Annotated in this window: 15 protein-coding genes; 9 read left to right on the forward strand and 6 right to left on the reverse strand. The window is 56.9% G+C overall.

Going from position 1 to position 16,421, the window contains the following annotated elements; all coding sequences use genetic code 11:
• Positions 1 to 433 precede the first annotated feature (433 nt).
• From ABWH92_RS12665 to dctP, 4 genes are all read right to left on the reverse strand, one after another.
• The gene (locus tag ABWH92_RS12665) at positions 434 to 1,147 is read right to left on the reverse strand and encodes an alpha/beta fold hydrolase (protein ID WP_375568888.1); all 714 of its coding nucleotides are present in this window, start codon (positions 1,145 to 1,147) and stop codon (positions 434 to 436) included.
• A 47-nt stretch (positions 1,148 to 1,194) separates the two neighbouring features.
• On the reverse strand, positions 1,195 to 2,496 hold the full coding sequence (locus ABWH92_RS12670; RefSeq protein ID WP_375568890.1) for a TRAP transporter large permease: 1,302 nt from the start codon (positions 2,494 to 2,496) through the stop codon (positions 1,195 to 1,197).
• Between the two features lie 3 nt (positions 2,497 to 2,499).
• Entirely contained in the window at positions 2,500 to 3,006 is a 507-nt protein-coding gene (locus ABWH92_RS12675) for a TRAP transporter small permease (protein ID WP_375568892.1), read from the reverse strand.
• 99 nt (positions 3,007 to 3,105) lie between these two features.
• On the reverse strand, positions 3,106 to 3,999 hold the full coding sequence (gene dctP, locus ABWH92_RS12680) for a TRAP transporter substrate-binding protein DctP (protein ID WP_375568894.1): 894 nt from the start codon (positions 3,997 to 3,999) through the stop codon (positions 3,106 to 3,108).
• A 350-nt stretch (positions 4,000 to 4,349) separates the two neighbouring features.
• Between dctP and ABWH92_RS12685 the strand changes: the two genes are divergently transcribed.
• The 9 genes from ABWH92_RS12685 to ABWH92_RS12725 all read left to right on the forward strand — a co-directional run bounded on the left by ABWH92_RS12685 (position 4,350) and on the right by ABWH92_RS12725 (position 14,021).
• Positions 4,350 to 5,234, forward strand: coding sequence for a LysR family transcriptional regulator (locus ABWH92_RS12685; protein ID WP_375568896.1), 885 nt, complete (start codon positions 4,350 to 4,352; stop codon positions 5,232 to 5,234).
• Positions 5,235 to 5,391: 157 nt separating this feature from the next.
• Positions 5,392 to 6,411: a D-cysteine desulfhydrase gene (locus ABWH92_RS12690; RefSeq protein ID WP_375568898.1), complete on the forward strand. Its 1,020-nt coding sequence runs from the start codon at positions 5,392 to 5,394 to the stop codon at positions 6,409 to 6,411.
• A 1,087-nt stretch (positions 6,412 to 7,498) separates the two neighbouring features.
• A complete protein-coding gene (locus ABWH92_RS12695; protein WP_375568900.1) occupies positions 7,499 to 8,539 on the forward strand; it encodes a PotD/PotF family extracellular solute-binding protein in 1,041 nt (346 codons plus the stop codon).
• A 32-nt stretch (positions 8,540 to 8,571) separates the two neighbouring features.
• Positions 8,572 to 9,681, forward strand: a complete 1,110-nt coding sequence (locus ABWH92_RS12700; RefSeq protein WP_375568902.1) for an SIS domain-containing protein — start codon at positions 8,572 to 8,574, stop codon at positions 9,679 to 9,681.
• A gap of 13 nt (positions 9,682 to 9,694) precedes the next feature.
• Positions 9,695 to 10,714 (forward strand): ABC transporter ATP-binding protein, encoded by a 1,020-nt coding sequence (locus ABWH92_RS12705; RefSeq protein WP_375568904.1) that lies wholly within the window; start codon positions 9,695 to 9,697, stop codon positions 10,712 to 10,714.
• Complete coding sequence (locus ABWH92_RS12710; protein WP_375568906.1) at positions 10,714 to 11,601, forward strand: ABC transporter permease; 888 nt, start codon at positions 10,714 to 10,716, stop codon at positions 11,599 to 11,601. Before ABWH92_RS12705 ends, ABWH92_RS12710 begins: the two co-directional genes overlap by 1 nt.
• Complete coding sequence (locus ABWH92_RS12715) at positions 11,598 to 12,470, forward strand: ABC transporter permease (protein WP_375568908.1); 873 nt, start codon at positions 11,598 to 11,600, stop codon at positions 12,468 to 12,470. Before ABWH92_RS12710 ends, ABWH92_RS12715 begins: the two co-directional genes overlap by 4 nt.
• Positions 12,470 to 13,366, forward strand: coding sequence for a polysaccharide deacetylase family protein (locus ABWH92_RS12720; RefSeq protein WP_375568910.1), 897 nt, complete (start codon positions 12,470 to 12,472; stop codon positions 13,364 to 13,366). The genes ABWH92_RS12715 and ABWH92_RS12720 overlap by 1 nt, the downstream gene beginning before the upstream one ends.
• 7 nt (positions 13,367 to 13,373) lie before the next feature.
• A complete protein-coding gene (locus tag ABWH92_RS12725; RefSeq protein ID WP_375568912.1) occupies positions 13,374 to 14,021 on the forward strand; it encodes an aspartate/glutamate racemase family protein in 648 nt (215 codons plus the stop codon).
• Here the strand turns inward: ABWH92_RS12725 and ABWH92_RS12730 are convergent.
• Positions 14,018 to 14,896 (reverse strand): polysaccharide deacetylase family protein, encoded by an 879-nt coding sequence (locus ABWH92_RS12730; RefSeq protein ID WP_375568914.1) that lies wholly within the window; start codon positions 14,894 to 14,896, stop codon positions 14,018 to 14,020. The two genes, ABWH92_RS12725 and ABWH92_RS12730, sit on opposite strands and share 4 nt — an antisense overlap.
• A gap of 12 nt (positions 14,897 to 14,908) precedes the next feature.
• Positions 14,909 to 16,420, reverse strand: coding sequence for an amidohydrolase family protein (locus tag ABWH92_RS12735; protein WP_375568916.1), 1,512 nt, complete (start codon positions 16,418 to 16,420; stop codon positions 14,909 to 14,911).
• Position 16,421: the final 1 nt, after the last annotated feature.

Genomic DNA, 16,421 nt, shown 5'->3' on the forward strand with positions numbered 1-16,421 from the left:
GGTCCCGTGTCTGCTGAATTGTCGTCAGCGAAGGGTGAGACCCTCTGATACAATTGTTGCGACGAAGCTCTGCCCATCTCGCAATAAGACTGCCAATGACTTACTCATCATTGGTGTTTGATCTTAGTTCGCCAAGTTATTTCAGTATCTTATGATGTCTGTCTTCGGATCCAAAGCCGTAGGTCATGGGTTCGAACCCTGATGCCCCAGCCATTTTCTCAAAACAATCATTGGACTTGGCTGCGCCAGAGCCACGCTGGCACAAGCTACGCACACTGTTTGGTAGTTTGGAGTTTGTTTGTGATCGACGAGAGGGTTGATCTTTCAGTGCGAGTGTCGCCCAAACGCTCTCCGGGACGGCTAACGGGTTGCGCTTTTCCCATAGCAAAGCCCAAAAATACGGATCCGCCCGCACGATGTACAACCGCTTTTTCTAGTTGGACAAAAAGTCCTCTAGGATCGCATGAAAGAGCTTTGGTTTCTCAAGATGGGCGGCGTGCGCTGTGCCTGGAATGACCGACAGAAGAGCATTGGGTAGGCTGGTCCAAAGCGTTTCAATCTGCGGCCAACGATAGGAACGATCATGATCGCCCCAGACAATCAGCGTTGGCATCTCCATGGTTTTGAGCGCCGTACGGCCATCCCAGACCGACATTGCATCCAGCGCAGAAAGCGCAGCTGACCGACTGGCCGAAGCGCCAATTCGTTTTACCAGAGCAAACTCTGGCGCCTCGCTCCCGCGACAGAACCAGGTGGAGCCGATTTGCTCAATGGTTTGGTCAACGCCATCGCGACCCAGCCGCTCGCGCGATGCCTCGATTGGTTCAAACCGGTCAGGCATGACACCCAGAGGGCCCGTGCCGTAAAGAATGAGTTTGCGAACCCTGTCACCAACCATGGCTGCAATGCTCTGAGCGATCATGCCGCCCATGGAGTGGCCGAGCAAAACGAAATCATCGACATGCAGGCGATCAAGCAGCGCAATAATATGATTGGCCATCTCTTCAATGCGAGAGTAACCGGCTTCGCCAGCAGCAGTGCCAAAACCTGGCAAGGTGGGAGCAATGACGTGGAAACGGTCGCTAAACTGCTCCATCTCAGCCGCCCATTGCTCGCTACCGCCGAGATAGCCATGGACGAGAACCATCGCAGGCCCCTGTCCAGAGCTTCGGTATGTAGACACGTCGTCGGCCATCAGTTCATCTGTTCTGGCAGCCAAAGCGCCAAGTCAGGGAAGGCAATAAGCAGCGCGATGAGAAGCACCATCGAAGCTATAAAAGGCAGGCAGCCAATGATGACATCGGCAATACTGACGTCATCTTTGCTGATTGCCTGTATGACGTAGAGATTGAGGCCGACAGGTGGGGTGAGAACCGCGATCTCCATGGTCACAGTGAAAACAACGCCAAACCAGATGAGATCAAAACCGGATGCTGCCATCAAAGGATAGATGGTTGGCAACGTGATGAAGGTCATTGAGACCGGCTCAAGAAACATGCCGAGTACGATGTAAAAGACCAGCACGATCATCAGCACCATGGTCGGTGAGAGATCGAAGGATAGAAAGAATTCGGTGAACTCTTGTGGTACCCGGTGATAGGTGAGCACGAAGCCAAACAGCACCCCGGCTGACAGCAACAGGCCAAGATAACCCATCGTGCGCATGGTGGCGAAGATGGCTTGCTTGAAGCCTTGCCACGTTAGTCCACCCACCGCGAAAGCAAGGATGACTGTAAGCAAGGCGGCCACCGCCGCCGCCTCGGTGGGTGTCGCGATCCCGGCATAGATCGCCACCGTGATCACCAGACCGATGAGAGCGATGGGCCCAATGGTCATGAGGATCATCAGCAGCGGCATCTTTGCTGCGTCCTGACGGCTTGGAATGTCTTGGGGTTTTAAGAAGCCCCACACCAAAACGATCAGAAAAAAGCAGGATACAAGGATGAGGCCGGGAACAACTCCGGCGATGAAAAGATCACCAATGCTTTGGTCGGTAACAATGCCGTAGAACAGGAGGATCAAGCTTGGCGGGATAAGCACGGACAGTGTTCCACCTGCGGCCAAGACGCCGCTTGAGAGCCGTTTGCCGTAGCCAAGACGCAGCATTTCAGGCAGTGCCACACCGCCGATGGTTAGCGCTCCCACCATGGAGGAGCCGCATACGGCACCGAACCCGGCGCTCGCACCAATTGAGCCATAGGCTGCTGAGCCGCGCACCCGCACACCCTGGTGCAAGAACTGATAGAGATTGGGCCCTATGTTGGATTTGCCGATCAGTTCGCCAAGGAACACAAACAGGGGTACGGCGAGCAGAATGTAGTCGATCCATACCCCCCACAGCTTCAGCTCAGAGGAAACAACCGAGGTGCTCCATCCCTGGATTTCCCAGAGAAAGGGCAGGGATGCTGCCGCCAAAGCGAAGGGGATGGGCAGGCCGATGCTGATGAAGAGCATTAACAGGACCAACAGTCCAAGGCCGACATAGTACCATTCCATAGATCAAGTCTCCTGTGTGACAGGCGTCTTGACCAAACGGATCAAGCGCAGCGCGACATAGAGCGAGAAGAGAAGCAGCGATGCTGCGCCAGGGGCCCAAAACATGTAGCGCGGCCAGTGCAGGATTTCTGAAGCAGCGCCGGAGTTGAACGACCGGATGGTGGCGCTGACGCCAGCGTAGGACAAAAAGAGGCCAACACCGAGCATGAGCAGGTGGTTGATGACCGCCAAGACTTTTCTAGCGGATGCGCCCAGCAGATCCGTCAACATGGTCACTTTGGGATACGCGTCCTCACGCATGGCATAGGCAAGGCCAGCAAACGCGACCGGAAACAGCAACAGGGCTGTGGCCTCCGTTACCATGCGGTCGGGACGTCCAAATCCATAGCGCACGGCTACACCGTAAGAGATCCAAAGCATCTGTATGAGGACGATGGCTGCACCGGCTCCAGCCATCCAAACCACGGCGCGTTCAACAAGGCGGATAAGGTGATCAAGACGATTGGACATGGCACGGTCCGTCTGGGCAGTTGAGAAGAGTACCCCGGCCGGAATGCTCAAGGGTTCGCGAAACCGGCCAGGGCATGGAAGACCCGATTTGGGTCTGCCTTAGGGAGCGTGATCTTCGAGTAAATCGCGAAACGCTTCTGCCAAATCGGCACCACAGGCTTCATCGATTGTTTCGTTCCAAGTGTCAGCCACACTGCTGATCAGCTCTGCTCGCTTGTCGTCAGAGATGGAAACAGCCGAACCACCGCCGGACATCACTGCGTTGCCAACCTGCTCATCGACCCAGGCTTCATAGAGTGGCTGCAACCAAGCTTCGGTTGCAGCTGCCGCTTCGGTCAGTGCGGTTTGCTCGTCAGCGGTTAGGCCATCGAACACAGACTTGTTCATCATGTACTGGATGTTGCCGTAAAACAGGTTGGCGTTGACCATGACCGGCATCACCGTCCAAAGCTGCCACGACGAGTATGTGGCAACACCCATATTAATGCCGTCAACGACGCCACGCTCTGCAGACTGGAACACTTCGCGTGGAGCCACGAATACCGGTTCACCACCCCAGGTTTCAATCATCAGGCTGACCAGCGGGCCGATGGAGCGAACAAGCTGACCGTCCAGATTGCCAAGGTCATCGACGGGCTCCTCAAACCACCATTCTTGGTCATAGGAGTAGTTAGAGTTGATGAGCGGCACCAGGTTCATTTCGGCGGCCTCTGCGCGTATCAACTCAGCGTAGGCGGCATCCAACTCGGTTTGGCGCTCAAGGCTGACCTCGGCGGGATAGAGGGACGTCACCGCATAGCAGGGTAGGCGGTTATCAGCGTTGATCCAGCTGATGTCGGAGACACCACCTTGCAACGCATCCACCCCTTCAGACCATCCGTGAAGCGTTGCCGATGGAAAAATTTCGACGGTTACACTGCCACCGGTGCGCTCAGTGACCTGTTCAGCAAAGTGCCGAAATCCCTGATAGCGAATGTCCGAACTCGTTGACATAGGTGGACAGACGGATCGTTGTCTCGGCGTGGACGGTGCCGATCGAGGCAGCCAAAGCCAAGGCGGATACCGCCGATGTTAGTTTCCAAGAAGGTGTCATATGTAGCTCCCTTAGTCGGTCAGAATGCAGCGGCAATGGTGTTTCTGCCGGTCCCCTCAGACCATGTTCCAGTAAGGGCTTGCCGAAAAGCGGTGCGCGGTTTGCGTCTTTATGCGATGTGACACGCCCTAAGGTTGAGAGGCTATGCGCAGCCGCTGAGGCTGCGCCAATTCAAACATCGCATCCTTGCATTCTGATCTTGCATAGTTTCGTAAAATCAACATGCTAGCGGCGTAATTTGGAGCATCTGATGGATATTAACTGGCTTCAGGACTTTGTATGCCTCGGGCGTACGCTGAATTTTACGCGTGCTGCTGAGGAGCGAAACATCACGCAACCGGCCTTCAGTCGACGCATCAAATCGTTGGAGAACTGGCTTGGCGCGCCACTCTTTACGCGGTCCACCTATCCGGTTCAGTTGTCGGATGCCGGTAAGCAGTTTCTGCCTGTCGCGCAAGAGACGATCGCCAACCTGACCGACATGCGTCAGACGATCCGAGCCGAGGAGAGGGGAACGACCGCTTTCCAACGCTTTGCCGTTCTTCACACGATATCGGTCAATTATCTATCATCGCGCATTGCAGAGTTTGAAGAGACGATGCCGAGTCTGCGAGTGCGGGTCTATTCTGACAATTTGCGCACCTGTTGTCAGATGCTCTCGGAAGGAACCTGCGACTTCCTGCTGTATTACAGCCACCAAGACGTCTCGCCAGTTTTTGATGAAAAGCAGTTTACCCGCAAGGACATTGGCGTCGATATGCTGATCCCCGTGGCTGAAGCAAAAGCGGCGACACTTGGCGGCTGGACGCTCTCTTCACCGTCGAGTCGGCAGGTGCCCTATCTCGGCTACGACCCAACGAGTTTTCTGGGCACCGTGGTGGATCAGACGATTGGTTCGCGTAAACCGCCTCTTGCGCTACGCTACATGGATGCGCTGACGGAAGCGATCAAACGGCGGACCCTTGCAGGCAGTGGAGTGGGGTGGTTACCGCAGAGCGCTATCGTTGAGGAAATGGCAGATGGCCGTCTGGTGGCGGTGGGCGGTCCTGAATGGAATGCAAAACTCACTCTGTCGCTGTTTTGCTCCATTGATCGTTTGGACAAAATCGGTCGACGTGTGTGGGAGGCGCTTTAAGCCACCTGGTTAGGCGCTGATGCGGCGATTGCCGTCGCGAGGCACCAAGAAGAGCGTTTAGAAGATGCGGTTTTTGCATAGCATGATCGGAATTCGGCATTAGACCAGCGATGGGAACGAAAGTAACTGGCGTGGAACGTCAGTTAAGGAGTCTCTCATGCATCTCGCTCGTTTTCCTCGCCGTTTTATCGCGCATTTGCCAACGCCGCTTGAACGCCTTGACCGACTGACCAAGGAGCTTGGCGGGCCTGAGATCTGGATCAAGCGGGATGATTGCACCGGCCTGAGCACTGGTGGCAACAAGACCCGTAAGCTTGAGTTTCTGATGGCTGAAGCTGAATTGGCTGGTGCCGATCTGGTGATCACGCAGGGAGCGACCCAGTCTAACCATGCTCGGCAAACAGCGGCCTTTGCGGCCAAGCTTGGGATGGATTGTCATATTCTGCTGGAGGACCGTACCGGCTCCAACGTTGCCAATTACAACCACAATGGCAATGTTCTGCTTGACCATCTGCATGGCGCGACGACGGAAAAGCGCCCTGGCGGCGGCGACATGAATGCCGAGATGGAGAAGGTTGCCGATCGGCTACGTGCTGATGGTCGAAATGTTTACACCATTCCTGGCGGTGGCTCGAACCCGACGGGTGCGCTGGGATATGTGAACTGCGCCTTTGAGTTGCTGGCCCAGGCCAATGACGGCAACTTGAAGCTTGACCACATTGTGCACGCCACCGGCAGTGCAGGCACCCAAGCTGGTTTAATCGTTGGCCTCAAAGCGATGAACGCGCAGATCCCACTGCTCGGTATCGGCGTGCGTGCGCCCAAAGCCAAGCAGGAGGAAAACGTCTTCAATCTGGCCTGTGCAACAGCGGACAAGCTTGGCTGTTCTGGTGTTGTTGAGCGCGGTGATGTGGTCGCCAACACCGATTATGTGGGCGAGGGGTACGGCATTCCGACCCAGGCTGGCCAGGAAGCCATTGTTATGTTTGCTGAGTTGGAGAGCATCTTGCTTGATCCGGTTTATTCGGCAAAGGGCGCTGCGGGCTTTGTTGACTTGGTCCGCAAAGGGCATTTCAAAGCTGGCGAACGGGTGGTGTTCATCCACACCGGGGGCTCTGCGGCGCTGTTTGGCTACGATGGCGCTTTCGACTTCTCCCATCGGTGGAAAGCGGCCTGATGTTGGCAGCTATCGCTTTTCTATCGGAGCACCGTGCCGCGACTATCTTGCTGTTTGCTTTGTTGCCACCGATGTTACTGCTGCTCCGTACCAGCGAGACCACGGTTCTTTCCCAACTCGTCGAATCCACCACCGACCACGAGGTCGGGCCCTTCATCGAAGAACCGCTAGCGATGAGCCGTTCTGGCCACCGTCAACATACCTAAAGTCTTGCGCAACAGGCCCTGGAGCCTGAAAAACACTTCAATATGGATTGTCTAAAGCTTTGTTTCCGGTCTCCAAAACCGTAGGTCGCGGGTTCGAACACTGTTGCCCTTGCCATTCTTCTAATCACTGAGTGGTTCGTCAGGTCTGCATCGCGACGTGGTTTGATGTTTGCTCGCGTTTTTTTGTTGAACACAACATTCCAGTCATCAGTTCTGCCCATCGAGGCCTTTGGTCGGCAAGTTAAGCGGTTGGCCCGTTGCGTGTGTTCCTTAGGCCACGCTCCTGAGCTGCCCAGAGACGTGTTGCTGCTTTTAACCGATGCCGGGCAAGCAGGACGACAGCCCATGGTTATGAGGGTTTCCTCTGAGGTCGCACGGCATTGGACATGCGGCTCGCTTCAAAATTCTTTCTATTGCTTTTTATTTGATGACTTTTGAAAGAAAAATGCCGGATCTTTCGTATCTTGCGGTTGGTAAGTGGTGCGCAGATCTCGGAACTGGTCAGAACTGTAGCAATACGTCCATTGGACTTTACAAATCGAGATGCATAGAAGCCGCAAATGCAGTATGGTCTGCTGCGGCGTATGGAGTGACCGGAAGTGCTTCTTTGTCCGTCGGATAGCGTCCAACGACTAAGGTTGCGGCATCTCTGCACTAAAATTGTGCTTTCTTTTTTTTCGATATAGAGTGAAAGTGCGCGAGGTGGTTTTGCGAACGGGTTTCCTCTTCCGCTCAACCACTCGTTCCACGTCTTGGGGCGTGGATACCATGAGAGACAGTCTTTGATGTTCGGCGGTGTCATCGAACGCTCAAGGCAAAAGCGATCAATCTGGTCGCAACCGCAGGTCGAGGGGCCTGCCCGGGACACAGGGAGAATATTGATGAAACTGAGCAGACGAGCTTTCGGCAAAACGCTTCTCGGGGCCGGTGCGGCTCTGTCGATGCCAAATATTGTGCGTGCTCAATCGCAAGAACTCATCGTTATCAGCTATGGGGGTGCTCTGCAGGAGCCGCACCGTTGGCTGGGTGACCAGTTGCAGCAGGAGTTTCCTGGCCTCACCGTCCGACTTGTGCCGAGTGAATCACAGGATATCGTTGCGCAGATCAAGGCAGCGCAGGGTTTCAGCCCTTATGACGTGATGCCAAATGGCGAGCCGCCACACCTGATTGCGCAGCGCGATGGTTACATTCAGCAGCTCGACCCGTCGACGATCGACAATTACGAGAATGTCGTTCCGGAGTTTTGGGAGAAAACCAGCGGCTTTGGTGTGCCAGCCACGTTCTCGCTGATCGGCATCGCTTACAATGAAGAGATGGTGGAAACGCCGCCAACCAGTTGGGCTGACCTTTGGAACGAGGAATATGCTGGCATGGTGGGTCTCTGCCGCACGTCCTCGAACCTTGGCCTTGGTACGCTGGCCGTTGTTTCAAAGATCTTTGGCGGCTCGGAAGAAAATCTCGAGCCCGGGTGGGAGAAGTTGAAAGAGCTTAACCCGATTGCCGGTCGTAGCCCGCGCATTCTCGCGCAGATGCTGGAGCGAGGCGAGATTGGCGTAACGCCGCTCTGGAACAACGACGCCGCCGTTGCCGCCGAACGTGGCCTGCCGATCAAGTTCGTCAAGCCGGACCCAGGGCCCGTTGCCATTTTGTCGATGATGTCAGAAATCACCGGCACCCGCGTCCCAGAAATGGCGCATCGCTTTATGGATGGTGTGATCAGCACGGAATACCAGGAGATGGCGGCCGACTCGCCCTACTTCTTCGGTGTAACGGTCCAGGGTGTTTCAGTGCCTGAGGCCGCTCGTCCCTACACGCCTTCGACGCCGGAAGAGGTTGCGAACCTACAGACGGTCAATTGGGATGCCATTGTCGCTGTTCGTCCGCAGTTGGTGGAACGCTTTGATCGCGAGTTCGCGGTCTAAGTTCTCCTTTTTCCGGCATAGCGGAGGCACGGGTGACTGAGAAACCCATGCTTGAAGACATCATGCGCCAGCCCTTGCTTTTGCGAGGGCTGGCGTCACGTCTCGGCGATATCGAAGCCTTCTGGCGCGAGCATCTGCGTGTTGCGTCACGCTTGATCGCGTTTGGTAGCGGCGACGGCTGGTTCGCGGCGCGCAGTGCGAGTTCCCGCGCCGGTGAGCCGGGATTGCTGGCCGCTAGTGGGCTGGAGATTGCTGGTGATCAGGGCCCATTGATCACTCCAGCCGATCGACTGATTGCCATTTCCATGTCCGGCAATGTTGACCGGACGGTTGAGGCGGCGACGCGGGCAGTTGAACAAGGTGCCCAGGCTGTTAGCCTCACCAACAGTGCTGGCGGACGTCTTGCCGAACTCGGCCTTGCCAACTTCTCCCTCCAAATTGATGATGTCGCACCGTTTTTGTGCGGAACGTCCAGCTTCACGGCGACGCGCACTGTTTTGGCCGCTTTCTCTGCGTTTTCCGAAGGCCAGTCGGTGAGCGCCATGCAGGAGCAGATAACGACCACGGCCGATGCTCTGGGATACGTGCTGGCTGAGGTCGGGCCGATCGCCGAGGACATCGCTGCTCAAAAAGCCAAGAGCACACCTGGCGCACGGTATCTATCCTGTGGGCGTCGCGGATCAGCTGTCGCAGATTATGGTGCGGCCAAGATCGTTGAGCTCTCAGCAACGCCGGTCTGGTCCGATGACCTCGAAGAGTTTGCTCATCGCCAGTACTGGACCATGGCCAGAGGGGAGGTGGCCGTCATGCTGCCAACAAGCACGTTCGTTGCCGACATCGCCAAGGAATCGGCGGATGCGCTGCGCGCCATGGAAGTCGACACGGTTGCGATTGGACCGGCCAGCCTTGGTGTTGATGCCGCGTGTTGGCAGATGACCTGGCGCGATGATTTAAACGTGGATGATGCGACGCTCGCATCTGGCGCGCTGCAGCTGCTGGCGTATCATTGGGCTGATGCGGCTGGCTTCGACCCCAATCGCCGCATGCATTTGAAGAACGACACGACACGGTTCAAAACGAGCCGTCTTTTGACACGGCGTTCGCTGCATGCAGTTGCCGGTGACCCTGCGACGGCCGTTTAAGGGGATTGAGTTGATGATTGAGGTCTCAGCCCTCAACAAACATTTTGGGGCCAATCATGTGCTGCGCGATTGTTCGCTGGCGATTGATGCTGGAGAGGTTGTGACGCTGCTTGGCGCTTCAGGCTGCGGGAAGACAACGCTTCTGCGTTGCATCGCGGGTTTTGAGACGCCGCAACAAGGCCGTGTGACGCTGGCTGGTGAAGACGTCACAACCCTGCCGCCCAACCGGCGCGATGTGGGCTTTGTTTTTCAAAACTACGCCCTGTTCCCGCACATGACGGTGGCGGAAAATGTTGGCTACGGCCTCTCTGTGCGCCGCGCTGACCGCAAAACCATGGAAAGCAGCGTTGCTGAAGCGTTGGACATGGTTTCGCTTACCGGATTTGAAGACCGGTTTCCAAAGTCGCTTTCGGGCGGACAGCAACAGCGCGTAGCTCTGGCACGTGCGCTGGTTCTTCATCCCAAAGTGCTGTTGATGGATGAGGCTTTCAACGCGCTTGACGCCAAGCTTCGCGGTGCCATGCAGATTGAGTTGCGCAAGATCGTGAAGCGGGTCGGGTTGACGGCCGTCTGTGTGACGCACGATCAGGATGAGGCCCTGACGATCAGCGACCGCATTGCTGTGATGTCAGAAGGGCGCATTGAACAGTTCGCCAGCCCGCAAACGATTTATGACAGTCCAACCACAGCCTTTGTGGCTGACTTTATTGGCGCGGCCAATGTATTGCCAAGAAAGGCTGCCGATAGGTTTGTCGCCGACGATCAAGGGTGGGCGAATGATGTGCAAAGCATCGTGGTCCGACCAGAGAATTTCAACCTGACGCCGCAGGTGGTACCCGGCGCTGTGCCTGGCCGTGTGGATTTTGTCCGCCTGACTGGCCCTGACATGGCCTATGAAATTGCGCTTGATGGCGGACCGTCCGTGCGCGCGCTCATCGACCGTCATGACCATATCCAGCTTGATGTTGGCGACCAGGTCTATGTGTCGGTGCGCGACAAGGATGGCTGCAAACCCGTGCTTGGCGCTCTGTGATGATTGCCGGCGCGCTTGAACGGTTCAAAGAGTGGAAAGGGGTTTGGCCGGCTGTGCCAGCCTTTGTTTTCCTAACGGTTTTCTTCATCGCCCCGATGGCGGTGCTTTTCTCGTTCGGGTTCACCACCATCGAGCGTGGCCAAGTGATGGGAACCGGCTTCACGCTGCAGTATCTCACCGAAACGCTGCAGGATGATCTGTTTTGGCGGGTTTGGTGGAAGTCCTTTTATGTCGGCGTGATTTCCACGGTTGTTTGTCTTTTGCTCGCTTACCCGGTTGCCTATGTCTACACGCTGGTTGGCCGCCGCGCCCAGATGCTCATTCTCATTCTCACCATCGCCCCGCTTTTGACCAGCGCGATTGTGCGCACCTACGCTTGGCTCGTCATCCTGGGCGGGCGGCGTGGTGTGATCAACTCAGCTCTCATCGAGCTTGGGATCATCACCCGGCCTATTCGCATGCTGAACACTGATTTTGCTGTGATTGTTGGCATGACGCAGGTCCATCTGCCATTCATGATCTTGCCGCTCATCACCGTGCTCGCCATGCGTGACCGCAATCTAGAAGCGGCGTCGTTGGGCATGGGCGCAAGCCGCGTTCAAACCTTTTTCCGCGTGGTGCTCCCGATGAGTGTGCCGGGCATCGTCGCCGGCCTGACAATCGTCTTCGCGCTCTCCTACACCAACTTCATCATTCCGCAGCTTCTTGGTGGCGGTGCCTACACGACGCTTGCAGTGCAAGTGTACGAGTCTATCGTGGTGATCCTGGATTGGAGCAAGGGTGCGATGTTGGCATTGTTGCTGCTCGGCAGCTGTTTCGTCTTCATCATGCTGATTGGCTTGGTCGGCAATCGCCTCATGAAGTGGATGGAGCCCGCTAAATCATGAGCATTGCCGAGCCCGCATCACCAACAGACACTGCTGCGTCGGCACGCGCGCTGCCACAAGCGGCAGGCTCACGCTGGCTTGATCATCTCGGAACAGCGGTCATGGTGACGTTGGCAGTCTTCGCCTTGCTGTTGCTGGTCTTGCCGAGCCTGATCGTGATCGCGATTTCCTTCACCGAGACGCGCTACATCACGTTCCCACCTCAGGGGTTCACGTTGCACTGGTACGCCGATTTGTTTGGTCGCCAGCAGATCATCGACTCGGCGATCACCAGCCTCCAGGTGGCCGGAGCGGCTACGGCGATAGCTTTGAGCTTTGCCATTCCGGCCGCCTATTCGCTTGTCCGAGGGCGTTATCCAGGCAAGGCCTTCGCTTCAGCTTTGATCGTCGCGCCGCAGATGATCCCTGGCATGGTGATAGGCGTCGCGCTGCTATTCTTCGGCGCGTTTATCGCGTTCCGGCAATCCAATCTGATGCTTGTTCTTGGCCTGACGGTTTTCTGCATGCCGTTTGCCGTGCGCATCGTGATGGCCCGCCTGGCCCAATTGGATCCGGCCCTTGAAGAAGCCTCTTTGTCGATGGGGGCGAGCAAGTTTCGCACGTTCACCAGCATCACGGTGCGGCAGTTGACCGGCTCGATCGCTGCCGCTGCGGCATTTGTGTTCATCGAGTTCTTCGACAATCTCACCGTTGCACTTTTCACATCATCCCCGCGTTCGCGTCCTCTCGCAGTGGAGCTTTACAATCTCGTCCAGTTCGACAGCAGCCCGATGGTGGCAGCGCTTTCGAGCTTGGAAATTCTGCTGGCGTTCCTCATCATGATCGTGTTGTCGCGCACCATGGGGCTTGAGCGTTTGGCCAAGCAGTGATGGATGCCTCCCGCGACCTCATCGGTTATGGCGGGCAGACGCCCGATATCCTTTGGCCGAACGGGTCGCGTTTGGCTGTCTCGTTGGTTGTGAACTTCGAAGAGGGTGCCGAACGGCAGGTTGGCGACGGCGACGCGGTTTCTGAACCCATGGGAGAGGTGATGAGCGTGGTCGCGCCTGGCACACGCGACATGGGTCAGGAACAGATATTTGCCTATGGTATGCGCGCTGGGTTCTGGCGGTTCATGGATGTGTTGTCGCATTATGAGTTTCTAGCGACCTTTTTCTGTTGTGGACAGGCGGTCGAGCGCGCGCCGGAGCTTGCCAAGCAGATCACGGACCAGGGTCATGAGGCGGCGTGCCATGGGTGGCGATGGCGCCCGCAGGCCGACTACCAAACAGCCGAAGAGGAAGCTGCTGACCTTGATAGGGCCGTCGCGGCTATTGAGGCTGCAACGAGACGCAAACCAGTTGGGTTCTTCTGCCGTGGCAGCGAGAGCGTGTGGACTCGCAGCCTTCTCGCTGAACGCGGCTTTCTCTACACGTCTAACTCTTTTGACGATGATCTACCCTATGCGGACATCGATCATCCAGACTTGCTCGTTGTTCCTTACGCCTTGGACAGCAACGATATGAAGTTCTTCCACCCCAACGGGTTTGTCCGCTCGCGAGACATGGAAGACTATGTTGAGGACGCACTGGCTACGTTGCTGCGGGAGGCAGAGGCAGGCCAAAGCCGACTGCTCAACATTGGCTTTCATTTGCGCATTTGCGGGAGGCCCGCCCGATTTCAGGCGGTCTGGAACATTTTGAAATTGCTCAAGCGCCATGAGGATCGCATTTGGGTCGCGACACGTGAGGATATCGCCCGCGCGTTTTTGGCGGCTCGTTCGTAAGCTGACGATGCAACGCTCCATCCTGCTCATCAATCCCAACAGCAATGCGCAGACCACCAGCGCCATGGTGGAGATTGCAGGTGAGGCGGCCAAGACCAGCACCATTCATGGTGTGACCATGATAGGCGTGCCGCCGATCATCACGACACCTGACGCGTTGGATCAGGCGGCCGAAGCCGTGTCCCAAACGCCCATCGATAACAACTATGGCGCTGTCGTCGTTGCAGCTTTCGGTGATCCCGGTCTTGATCGCTTGCGTGCGCGTTTGCCAGTGCCAGTGGTCGGCATTGCCGAAGCCAGCCTTCTTGAAGCCGGTCAGAACAGGCGATTGTTCAGCATAGCGACGACCACGCCAGCGCTTGGTCCGCGTATCACCCAAAAAGCCACGCAGTTGGGGCTGACGGCCGAATGTGTGTCGGTGCGGTTCACCAAAGGAGACCCTTTTGTGGTGATGGCAGACACAGACCGTTTGGTGGAAGCGCTTGCCAAGACGATCGATCAGTGTGTTGGCGATGGGGCAGAGGCAGTTGTGATCGGAGGCGGGCCATTGGCGAAGGCCGCGCGCGTTTTGAAACCGCACTTTGATGTACCAATTATCGAGCCGATCGTTAGCGCGGTTGCCTTGGCCGAAGCACGGATCGACACCGCGGGTTAGCCTGCAACGTTCAACCAGTGCTCAGCGATTTGCCGACGCGAGGCGATCCAGGCGCTGCCGCGAGCCTTGATTCCGTCGAGGATCTGGTCGAGCGCCACAATGCGCGCGGGGCGTCCAAGAATGCGCAGATGCAGTCCTATCGAAAGCACAGATGGTGTTTCTTCGGTGAGCAGCCGGTCGTAGGCGGCCAAGCAGTAGCGGGAGAAATCCTCTGCATGGATGAACCCACCGCCCGGTTGAAACCGCATGTCGTTGGTGTCGAAGGCGTAGGGCAGGATCACGTGTCGCCCCTCCGCGTCGTCCAAGATCACGGGAAGATCATCATCATAAGCGTCGGAATCGTAAAGAAAGCCGCCATGTTCGCGCAGCAGGTTGCGGGTGTTTGGCGTCGATGCTGATCGTGTATGCCATCCAACCGGTGCGGTGCCTGCAACTTCCTCCAGCGTTGCGTAGGTCTTGGCGATGACCTCACACTCACTTGCGCGGTCCATATGCGCATGGGTTTCCCAGCGCCAGCCGTGACAGGCGATTTCGTGGCCTCGTTGAACAGCATCCTGGATCAGCCATGGGCAGGTCTCGGCGGCACGCCCGCATGTTGAGAAAGTCGCTAATACGCCATGTTTCTCCAATGCTTGCACGATACGCCAGTAGCCTTTGCGCGGCCCGTAGGCATAGTGGCTGTCCATACATGGATCGGGTGTGCCGACCACCTCTTCACGCGCCTCATACACGCTTTCATTGCGCTCATCGCCTGCGGTGAGGGAAAGCTGCGCCCCTTCTTCCACATTGACGACAAAGGAAACGGCTACCCGTGATCCGTTGGGCCAGGTCACGCCGGGTGGGTTTGAGCCGTAGCCGAAGAAGTCGCGCGGCATGATGCAGTCTTTCTAAAACTGGGCGGGATCGTGGGTGTAGTGCTCGTCATAGAAGGCTCGCACATGGGGCAGCATGTCGTGCGCCAAGGCCTTCATGGCGGCTTCATCCTCCGTAAGCGGTTCGGCCAGGCGCTCGGCGATCTCGGATAAGACTGCGTCTTTGTCGACATGGGTGAACAACCCATCGGCGTAGACGACATCGCCTGCGATCATCACCTGCTTGACGGCGTTGGTTTTAACGCGGTGGAGAAGAACCTCGATTGGACCTTGAGCAGGGTCCTGATGCGGCCAGGTGATCGTCTTCCAATCGAGTATGACCAGGTCTGCTTGCGCCCCTATGCCCAGATGGCCAATGGACGTGCTGAAGGGCGTCGTGCTGGCGCCGTGGGTTGTTGCCATCTTCAGAACACTGGACGCGCTGGGGGCAGCGGAGGCAAGGCCGGGTTCGCGATGCGCGCGCATGACAAGGCGCATCTCGGACAGCATATCGCGGTCGTCATTGATGCCTGCCTCATCGATGCCAATAGCAACGGGAACACCGCGAGCGAGAAGCGCATTGACCGGGGCCTTGCCGCTCTTCAACCGCATGTTCGAGCTACAGTTGTGGCACACATGACAGCCGCGATCCGCGCAGAGTTCAATGTCAGCTTCGCTCATCCAGACACCATGACCGATGGTCATCTTCGGGCTCAGGAGCCCCATCTCATCAAAGGCTGTGAGGGCCGAGCCGCCCGTACGCTTGGCGGCGTATTGCTTTTGGTAGGGCGTTTCCAAGATGTGCGCATGCAAATGGGCGCCGCTTTTTCTTGCAAGGTCCGCGGTTGCTTGAAGCGCGTCATCGCTAAGCCAGTGGAGGTTTGACGGCGCCAGTTGGGCGCTCTGCTTCAGTTTGCCGTCCGTCATCGATGTCAAATCGTCGTACAGTGCCAACTGGTCGGTGAACGGCACCTTGTAGGCTTCAAAATAGGCTGCGAGATGCGGTCGCAGGCGCTCAGGCAGGCGATTCAAAAACGTATCATCATCCAGATAAACCAGCCGGTTCTGGTCACGCAGTGCCATGGAGAACGACACCCGCATGCCGATCTCATCATAGGCCGACAAGATCTCTTTGGATGTCTTGTAAAGACCGTTCAGGCCGCCTGGCGCACGGCTGTGAAGATGTTGAACCGTCGTTACGCCTGATGCGATCATCTCAAAGGCTGAGTAGAGTGTATCGAGATAAGGCGCGACCGCACGCAACCCCAAGCGGCTCGCAAACCAGAGCTCTAACGGGTGATCAGCTGAGCCCAGCTGAAAAGGCGTCAAGCCAACATGATGGTGGGCGTTGATGAGCCCTGGAATGACCAAATCCTGACCGCTTCCGACCGGCTCGGCGTCAGGGTGTTCTGCGACCAAATCATCAGCATCGCCGATCTTGGCAACCGCACCGTCGACGACGAGCAAGGCGCTCTGTTCGTAAATCATGGGCGTGTCCCCATCAAACCCCTCCAGTAGCCAACGCGCGCGAACGATGGATTTGCTCACG

Source organism: Ahrensia marina, from assembly GCF_042140245.1.
In the GTDB taxonomy this organism is placed as follows: Bacteria; Pseudomonadota; Alphaproteobacteria; order Rhizobiales; family MH13; genus MH13.